This is a genomic window from Mesorhizobium sp. M1A.F.Ca.ET.072.01.1.1 (assembly GCF_004023325.1).
Taxonomy (GTDB): Bacteria; Pseudomonadota; Alphaproteobacteria; order Rhizobiales; family Rhizobiaceae; genus Mesorhizobium.
In genome coordinates this window covers 1-8,737 of record NZ_RZSF01000287.1, presented here as the reverse complement: position 1 = coordinate 8,737, position 8,737 = coordinate 1, and the positions used below count along the sequence as shown (strand labels likewise).

At 63.5% G+C, this 8,737-nt stretch carries 7 protein-coding genes; 1 reads left to right on the top strand and 6 read right to left on the bottom strand.

Going from position 1 to position 8,737, the window contains the following annotated elements; translation table 11 throughout:
* Positions 1-483, bottom strand: a 483-nt coding sequence (locus EOA32_RS28770) for a LysR family transcriptional regulator (RefSeq protein ID WP_128373518.1), incomplete at its 3' end; no start/stop codon positions are given.
* A 109-nt stretch (positions 484-592) separates the two neighbouring features.
* Here EOA32_RS28770 and EOA32_RS28765 point away from each other — a divergent pair.
* Positions 593-1,711: an FAD-binding oxidoreductase gene (locus EOA32_RS28765; protein WP_128373517.1), complete on the top strand. Its 1,119-nt coding sequence runs from the start codon at positions 593-595 to the stop codon at positions 1,709-1,711.
* Between the two features lie 359 nt (positions 1,712-2,070).
* On the opposite strand, the gene urtE is transcribed toward EOA32_RS28765, so the two are convergent.
* The 5 genes from urtE to urtA all read right to left on the bottom strand — a co-directional run bounded on the left by urtE (position 2,071) and on the right by urtA (position 7,852).
* Entirely contained in the window at positions 2,071-2,766 is a 696-nt protein-coding gene (gene urtE, locus EOA32_RS28760) for an urea ABC transporter ATP-binding subunit UrtE (RefSeq protein WP_067327999.1), read from the bottom strand.
* 70 nt (positions 2,767-2,836) lie between these two features.
* Positions 2,837-3,583, bottom strand: a complete 747-nt coding sequence (gene urtD, locus EOA32_RS28755; RefSeq protein WP_128373516.1) for an urea ABC transporter ATP-binding protein UrtD — start codon at positions 3,581-3,583, stop codon at positions 2,837-2,839.
* A 6-nt stretch (positions 3,584-3,589) separates the two neighbouring features.
* Positions 3,590-4,813, bottom strand: coding sequence for an urea ABC transporter permease subunit UrtC (gene urtC / locus EOA32_RS28750; protein ID WP_128373515.1), 1,224 nt, complete (start codon positions 4,811-4,813; stop codon positions 3,590-3,592).
* Positions 4,810-6,426, bottom strand: a complete 1,617-nt coding sequence (gene urtB / locus EOA32_RS28745; RefSeq protein ID WP_128373514.1) for an urea ABC transporter permease subunit UrtB — start codon at positions 6,424-6,426, stop codon at positions 4,810-4,812. Before urtB ends, urtC begins: the two co-directional genes overlap by 4 nt.
* A 115-nt stretch (positions 6,427-6,541) precedes the next feature.
* Positions 6,542-7,852, bottom strand: coding sequence for an urea ABC transporter substrate-binding protein (urtA, locus tag EOA32_RS28740; protein ID WP_127215183.1), 1,311 nt, complete (start codon positions 7,850-7,852; stop codon positions 6,542-6,544).
* Between the last annotated feature and the right edge of the window lie 885 nt (positions 7,853-8,737).

Below are 8,737 nucleotides of genomic sequence, written 5' to 3'. Positions count from 1 at the left end.
GCCGATCACCTCGGCCTCGATATCGGGAGGCAGGCGGTCATCCATGGCCACGCCGAGGCTGGCATCGCCGGCGCGCAGCATGTCTACAATCGCGGCGATCGGCGCGCTATGGGAACGCAGCAGCATGTCGGGATGCTGGGCCCGAAATGCGGTGAAGGCGCGCGGCAATATCGCCATGGCCGGCGGCGGCGAGGCGGCGACCCGCACCAGTCCGGTCCGACCGAGACGCAGATCGGTGGTCTTGCGGCGCAGGCCGTCGAGCCCCGCCGACAGCCTCTCGGCATCGGGAAAGATCTCGAGCGCCTCAGGGGTCGGCCGCAGCCTGCCCTTGACCCGCTCGAACAGCGTGAAGCCGAGCTCGTCCTCAGTGTGGAGCAATATCTGGCTGAGCGCGGGCTGGGAGATGTTCAGCATTCGCGCCGCGGCGGTCACGGTGCCCGCGCGCATGACGGCGATGAACACTTCGAGCTGCCGGGCCCGCATTCCTACTCCATAGGTAAAACTTATGGCTTTTATCCAAAGCCATCTTTGACGCATTGCCGCGGCGCCGACAAGATGGATCCGGATCAGCCCTCTGCGCTAAGGAACGACAATGGATGTGATCGTGCTGGGCGGCGGCCTGATGGGGACGGCTTGCGCCTATTTCCTGGCCAGGCGCGGCGCCCGCGTGACGCTGATTGAGCGCAACCGGATCGGCAGTGGAGCAACCGTCGCCTCCTTCGGCAACATCCGGCGCACGGGGCGTCATCTGTCGCAGCTTCCGCTGGCCCACCGCTCGCTCCGGCTGTGGGGCGAGGCCGAAAAAATGCTGGGGTGCGATGTGGAATTCCGCGCCACCGGTCACGTCCGGCTGATCTTCGATGAAGGCAGTCTCGCCGACATGCGCAGCTATGCCGAGGGTGCGCGTCCCTGGGGACTCGAGCTGGAGCAGCTCAGCCCGCGCGAGATCCGCGCACGTTTTCCCGGCCTCGGCCCCGACGCGATCGCGGCGTCGTTCTCTCCGCATGACGGCAGCGGCAATCCGCGGCTGATCGCGCCGGCCTTCGCCGAGGCCGCCCGCAAGCTGGGCGCGAAAATCATCGACGAAGCTCGGGTCGAAAAGATCGAGCGGACCGACTCCGGTTTCCTTGTCGCCAGTTCAAAAGGCGCTTTCGCCGCAGAAGGCCTGCTCAACACCGCCGGCGCCTGGGGCGCGCGCGTCGCCGCGCTGTTCGGCGAAGAGGTCCCGCTCGATGCCCGCGGTCCACAAATGGGCGTGACCGAGCCACTGCCGCACCGGATCCTGCCGGTGGTCGGCATCTGGACGCGCGACAAGGACTATGGCGCCTATCTGCGTCAGGTCGAGCGCGGCAACATCGTCTTCGGCGGCGCCGCCGAAAGGGTGCCGGTCGACCTCGATCCGGGCCATGCGACCGCCGACCCCATGCGCCTGCCGACGCAATTGCGGGCCGTCGCGCGGCTGTTGCCGGCGATCGCCCAGGTCGCGGTCATCCGCACCTGGTCCGGCTGCGAAGGCTATGTCCGCGACATGCTGCCGGTCATGGGACGCTCGGCGACAACGCCGGGCCTGTTCCACGCCTTCGGCTTCAGCGGGCACGGCTTCCAGCTCGGTCCGGGTGTCGGCGACGCCATGGCCGAGCTTATCACGACTGGTGACTGCGAAACGCCCCTCGACGATTTTAAGATAGATCGCTTCAATCACGGAGCCTGACGAGGCGAGTCGATCACCTGGGCGCCAGGCGTCCTTTGACGCGCAAGAAGGGAGCTTCCATCTGTTCGAATGACGGCGTGTTGGGTGAGCAGAAGGTCGCTTTCGGATGGCTGAGACGGAAGTTCGCCCCCAGCAAACCGCGGCCGCGGATTGGAGCGGGTGGGCGCTGCGCGACAAGCGATTTATAAATGTCGTTGTACGAGCATTCCCCGATCGGCGGTTCTTATTTCATGCTTTGCTCAGCCCTATCGGCTTAATGTCGAACGCAGGATGCCGCGCAGAACATGGCGCGCTTCTACGGACTTTCCATCGAAACGACATTGTTTTGCGGCGCTTCGGCCAAAGGATGACGACTGAACCTAGACAGTAAGGAGCTTGCGTACATCGGGCCTGTCCAGATCCTCGGCAGGGCCGGTATGCACGATCTGGCCGCGGTCCATGATGTTGACCTCGTCGGCAAGCTCGCGGCAGAAATCCAGATACTGCTCGACCAGAAGCACCGCGATCCCCGCCTGGTCGCGCAGATAGCGGATGGCGCGGCCGATGTCTTTGATGATTGATGGCTGGATGCCTTCGGTCGGCTCGTCGAGCACGAGCAGCTTCGGCCGCATCACCAGCGCGCGGCCTATGGCGAGCTGCTGCTGCTGGCCGCCGGACAAGTCGCCGGCGCGGCGGCCGAGCGTCTGCTTCAACCCTGGAAACAGCTCGAAGACATGAGCTGGAACGTTGCGGTCGGCGCGCTTCAGCGGTGCGAACCCCGATTCCAGATTTTCGCGCACCGTAAGCAGGGGAAAGATTTCCCTGCCCTGCGGCACGAATGCGATGCCCGACCGGGCGCGGTCATACGCCGCGCTCCGCTCGAGCGCTTTCCCCTCGAAGGCAACACTTCCGCTCGTCAGCCTATGATGGCCGACGATCGATCTCATCAAACTGGTCTTGCCGACGCCGTTGCGGCCGAGTACGCAGGTGATCTTGCCCGCGCCCGCTTTCAGCGAAACGCCGCGCAGCGCCTGGGCGGCACCGTAATGGAGCGTGGCGTTGGAGACTTCGAGCATGGTCAGCCCCGTCTCCAGCACCTGAGGAAGGAAAGGTCGAAACGATGCAACGAGACCCGCCAGATCATGCTCAGCGCCCCAGATAGACTTCGACGACGCGTTCGTCGGCCGAAACGAAATCGAGCGTGCCTTCCGACAGCACCGAGCCCTCGTGCAGGCAGGTGACCTTGACGCCGAGCTCGCGCACGAAATGCATGTCGTGCTCGACGACGACCACCGAATGGTCGCGGGCGATGTCCTTGAGCAGGCGCGCCGTCTCCTCGGTCTCCGCGTCGGTCATGCCGGCGACCGGCTCGTCGACGAGGAGCAGCTTCGGGTCTTGTGCCAGCAGCATGCCGATCTCCAGCCACTGCTTCTGGCCATGGCTGAGATTGGCGGCGACCTCCCCGCGCTTGTCGCCGAGGCGGATGATGCCGAGGATGGCGTCGATGCGCCTGGCCCCGCTCGGCGAGCCGCGATGGAAGAGCGCTGGTAAGATCGAGCGCGGCCCCTTCAGCGCCAGCATCAGATTGTCCTCGACGCTGTGGCTCTCGAAGACGGTCGGCTTCTGGAACTTGCGGCCGATGCCCATCATGGCGATCTCGGCTTCGTCATGCCTGGTGAGATCGACCCGACCGTCGAAGAATACCTCGCCCTCGTCCGGCCGCGTTTTGCCGGTGACAATATCCATCATCGTCGTCTTGCCGGCGCCGTTGGGTCCGATGATGGCGCGCATCTCGCCCTTGTCGAGCACCAGCGACAGGTTGTTGATGGCGCGAAAGCCGTCGAAGGAGACCGAGACGCCGTCCAGATAGAGGATGGTGTTCGACTTGCTCATGGTCGCTTACTCCGCCGGCTGCGGTTCGGGGCCGTTGGCCGACCACGCGCCCGGCGTTCTCGCCGCCGAGCGCTCGATCTTCGGCTGCGCTTCCGGCGGGTCGATGCCGGCTTTCGCGGCGAGCGAGGCCGCGCGCAGCGCCCTGGCCTTGCCGCGCCAGCTATCCCACATGCCGACCACGCCCTTGGGCAGGAACAGCGTTACGGCGACGAACAACCCGCCAAGCGCGAATAGCCAGAATTCAGGCAGCACGCCGGTGAACCAGGATTTGCCGGCATTGACCAGGAGCGCGCCGATAATCGGGCCGACGATGGTGCCGCGCCCGCCGACGGCGGTCCAGATCACCACTTCGATCGAATTGGCGGGCTCGAACTCGCTGGGATTAATGATGCCGACCTGCGGCACGTAGAGCGCGCCGGCGATGCCGGCCATGACGGCCGAGACGCTGAAGGCGAAGAGTTTTACATTCTCGGCCCGCCAGCCGAGGAAGCGGGTGCGGCTTTCGGCGTCGCGCACCGCCATCAGCAGCTTGCCGTATTTGGAGCGCACGATCGCCGCGGTGACAAAGACGGCGAACGCCAGCGTCACGGCGCTTGCCGAAAACAGCGCCGAGCGCGTCGCGTCGGCCTGGATGTTGAAGCCGAGGATGTCCTTGAAATCGGTCAGGCCGTTATTGCCTCCGAAACCCATGTCGTTGCGGAAGAAGGCAAGCAGCAGCGCATAGGTCATCGCCTGGGTGATGATCGAGAGATAGACGCCGGTGACGCGGCTGCGGAAGGCGAACCAGCCGAATACGAAGGCAAGCAGGCCCGGCACGGCCAGCACCATCAGCACCGCGAACCAGAAATGGTCGAAGCCGTGCCAGAACCAGGGCAGTTCCTTGTAGTTCAGGAACACCATGAAGTCCGGCAGGATGGGATTGCCATAGACGCCGCGCGAGCCGATCTGACGCATCAGATACATGCCCATCGCATAGCCGCCGAGCCCGAAGAAGGCGCCGTGGCCGAGCGAAAGGATGCCGCAATAGCCCCAGACCAGATCGAGCGCGAGCGCCAGCAGCGCGTAGCAGAGATATTTCCCGACCAAAGAGACGATGTAAGGCGGAATGTAGAAAGCGCTTTGAGGCGACAGCGCGAGGTTTAGCAGCGGCACGATGGCGGCCGCCGCCAGCAGGACGAGGATGGCGATCGCGATGCGCCGGTCGGCGCCGAAGAAGCGCTGCGTGATCATGCTTCCACCGCCCTGCCCTTCAGCGCGAACAGGCCGCGCGGCCGCTTCTGGATGAACAGGATGATCAGTACCAGCACGACGATCTTGCCAAGCACCGCGCCGGCGTACGGCTCGAGGAACTTGTTGAGGATGCCGAGCGAGAAGGCGCCGACCAGCGTGCCCCAGAGATTGCCGACGCCACCGAAGACCACGACCATGAAACTGTCGATAATGTAGCCGCGGCCGAGATTGGGCGAGACGTTGTCGATCTGGCTGAGCGCCACGCCGGCGATCCCGGCGATACCGGAGCCGAGCGCGAAAGTCAGCGCGTCGACCCAAGGTGTCCTGATGCCCATGGATGCGGCCATGCGCCGATTGGCGGTGACGGCACGCATCTGCAGGCCCCAGGGCGTTCGCTTCATGACGTAGAGCAGCACACCGAACACCAGCAGCGCGAACACCAGTATCCACAGCCGGTTCCAGGTGATGGCCAATTGACCGATGTCGAACGATCCCGACATCCAGGACGGATTGCCGACCTCCTGGTTCGTCGGGCCGAAGACGGTGCGCACCGCCTGCTGCAGGATCAGCGAGACGCCCCATGTGGCAAGAAGCGTCTCCAGCGGCCGGCCGTAGAGGAAGCGGATGACGCCGCGCTCGATGACGAGGCCGACCAGCGCCGAGACCAGGAAGGCGAGCGGCAGCGCGATGACCAGCGACCAGTCGAAGAGGCTCGGAAACGACGTGCGGATCACCTGCTGGACGACGAAGGTGGTGTAGGCGCCGAGCATCACCATCTCGCCATGCGCCATGTTGATGACGCCCATGACACCAAAGGTGATGGCGAGACCGATAGCGCCGAGCAGCAGCACCGATCCGAGTGATATGCCGTACCAGATGTTCTGGCCGGCATCCCACAATGCCAGCGTCGAATTGATATGGCCGATCGCGGCGGTTGCCAAGTTCTTGACCGCTCCCTGCGCGCCAGCCTCAACGGAGGTCAGCAGGGAAAGCGCATCGCGGTCGCCGCGCGCCGCGATGGCCGAGATGGCGGCGAGCTTGTCGGCTTCCGGCTTGTCGGAAACCAGAACCGACGCCGCGCGCGCCTGCACGAACATCGTCTTGACGGCTGGGTCGGTCTCAGCAGCGATCGCGGCATCGAGCGGTTCGATATTCGCCGCGTCGGGCGTCTTGAACATGGTCGCGGCGGCGGCAAGGCGCACGCTCGCGTCCTTGGCGCGCAGCGTCAGCGTCCCCAGCGCGTCGCGTATAGCGCGGCGAAGACCGTTGTTGACCTTGATCTTGGTGAGATCGGCCTTGGCGGCATCGGCGGACTTGTCGCCGCTGAAAGGATCGAGCAGTTCGACACCGCTCGCCGCGTCCTTGCCGATGAAGACCTGCGAATCGGCTTTGCGAATATAGAGGTTGCCGTCGGCGAGCGCCGACAGCGGCCTTTCGACGGCCGGATCGCCGCTGGTCGCGAGCTCGCGCACGATGGCTTCCGTGGCCGAGAAATTAGTCGCTGTAGCGAACTTGGCTATTGCCGCGCGAAGATCTGCCTCGCCTGCCTTCGACGGCAGCAGGCTTGCCATCGTCAGCAGCAGCGTCAAGCCAATCGCGCGCAACAGGATCATCAGCTTCAGCGGATCTCGAACGTTTGAGGTTTCTGCCCGGGCGGGACGCGAAGGCCCGCCCGGGCCGCGGTCTCGGATCGCGGGGCCACGCGGCGACCCGACAGACCTGGGAGGATCAGTTGGTGCCCTTGCCGCCGCACTTGCCGGTGGCGACGTTGAAGTTGCCGCAACTGAGCGGCGCGCGCCAATCGGAGATCAGGTTCTTGGAATCGGGCAGGTAGTCGGACCATTCGTCGCCCATCACAAGGCCGGGCGTTTGCGAGACGGTCTCGAACTGGCCGTCGGCCTGGATCTCGCCGATGAGCACCGGCTTCGTGATATGATGGTTCGGCATCATCGTCGAATAGCCGCCGGTCAGGTTCGGCACCGAGACGCCGACCATGGCGTCGATGACCTTGTCCGGATCGGTAGTGCCGGCCTTCTCGACTGCCTTCACCCACATGTTGAAGCCGATATAGTGGGCTTCCATCGGGTCGTTGGTCGTGCGCTTGTCGTTCTTTATGAACTTGTGCCAGTCGTCGATGAACTTCTTGTTCTCGGGCGTGTCGACGCTCTCGAAATAGTTCCAGGCGGCGAGGTGGCCGACCAGCGGTCCGGTGTCGAGACCGGCCAGTTCTTCCTCGCCGACTGAGAAGGCCATGACTGGAATGTCCTCGGCCTTGATGCCCTGGTTGCCCAGTTCCTTGTAGAACGGCACGTTGGCGTCGCCGTTGACGGTCGAGATCACGGCCGTCTTCTTGCCGGCCGAGCCGAACTTCTTGATCGCCGAGACTTCGGTCTGCCAGTCGGAGAAGCCGAACGGCGTGTAGTTGACCATGATGTCCTCGGCCGGCACGCCCTTCGACTTCAGATAGGCTTCGAGGATCTTGTTGGTGGTGCGCGGGTAGACATAGTCGGTGCCTTCGAGCACCCAGCGCTTCACCGAGCCGCCATCGGCGCTCATCAGGTAGTCGACGGCCGGAATGGCCTGCTGGTTGGGGGCAGCACCCGTGTAAAAGACGTTGCGCTCGCTTTCCTCGCCCTCATACTGGACGGGGTAGAACAGGATGTTGTCGAGCTCCGAGAACACCGGCAACACCGATTTGCGCGACACCGAGGTCCAGCAGCCGAAGACCGCCGCGACCTTGTCCTTGGAGATCAGCTCGCGCGCCTTTTCGGCAAACAGCGGCCAGTTGGAGGCCGGATCGACGACAACCGCCTCGAGCTTCTTGCCGAGCAGGCCGCCCTTAGCGTTCTGCTCCTCGATCAGCATCAGCATGACGTCCTTCAGCGTCGTCTCCGAAATCGCCATGGTCCCCGAGAGCGAATGGAGGATGCCGACCTTGATCGTGTCGTCGGCCGCTCTGGCGGGAGCCGATATCGACAGGCCGGCAGCGATCACGCCGGCCGAAAACATTTTTGTTATTGTCGAGAAATTGCCCCTCATATTGCACACTCCCAAGCTGGTTGTTTTGCATTGCAACATTGCGGTGCAAGCGACGTGCCAAACCTGACAGTCCAAAGTGCCGGGCAAAAAAATCGATCAGTTACAGTTGGTTATAATTTTCAACTCAAGTTTTCAACGGCCGCTTCCGTTTTAAGGCGTTGTCAAATTTTGGGCTTCTGCCTCTATTTTCATCGCAATTTTCTATTGCGTGTTTTTACATCGCCGTTTGCCTTCTGCCGGCCCCCGTAGTCGCACGGCGAGAGATGTTGGGAATTGAAATCTTTGCGCCGCGGGCGGCTAAGAAGTGAGGGGCCCGGTCCCTCTCGGCGGCGGGCTTTTCCTATCTGGAGCAAATTTGTAGACCGCTCGATTGGTGTCGTCGGTGACGCGAACCCATTGGGTCTCGACTCGCCGGTCCTGTACGTGGCGGCCGGTCACCCATTCAGCGGCTTCTTTAGCTGAGGCGGTCCTCGCGTAGGCAATACTGCATCCGTCCCCGACATCGTTTCAACGGTAAGGGACGGGCTCTTTTGTCGGGTCTCCTCTGATCAGTCAGCCCTTTCCAATGGGGCGATATGCCATCCCGACGCAACAGCGCCGCCCAGCGACCGAACTTCGACAAGGGGCGAAGGTCCCAGGAATTGTTCACCGGCGGCTTTTGTCGAGTGCCGCCGCTCGACAGGCGCGCGACAGGTGAACGAAATAGGCCCCCTGACGCGTTTTCTGCACCCCACTACCTCCGAAGGCTCACGCGCGGCCTAGAGCGTCGGACCATCAGATTGAATCGCGAAGGATTCCGCTGATGTAAGGTTTGTGATTCACTTCCTTGTGGAGGTGATTTGCCATGCCCAAGCCCTATTCGCTCGATTTGCGTGAACGTGTTGT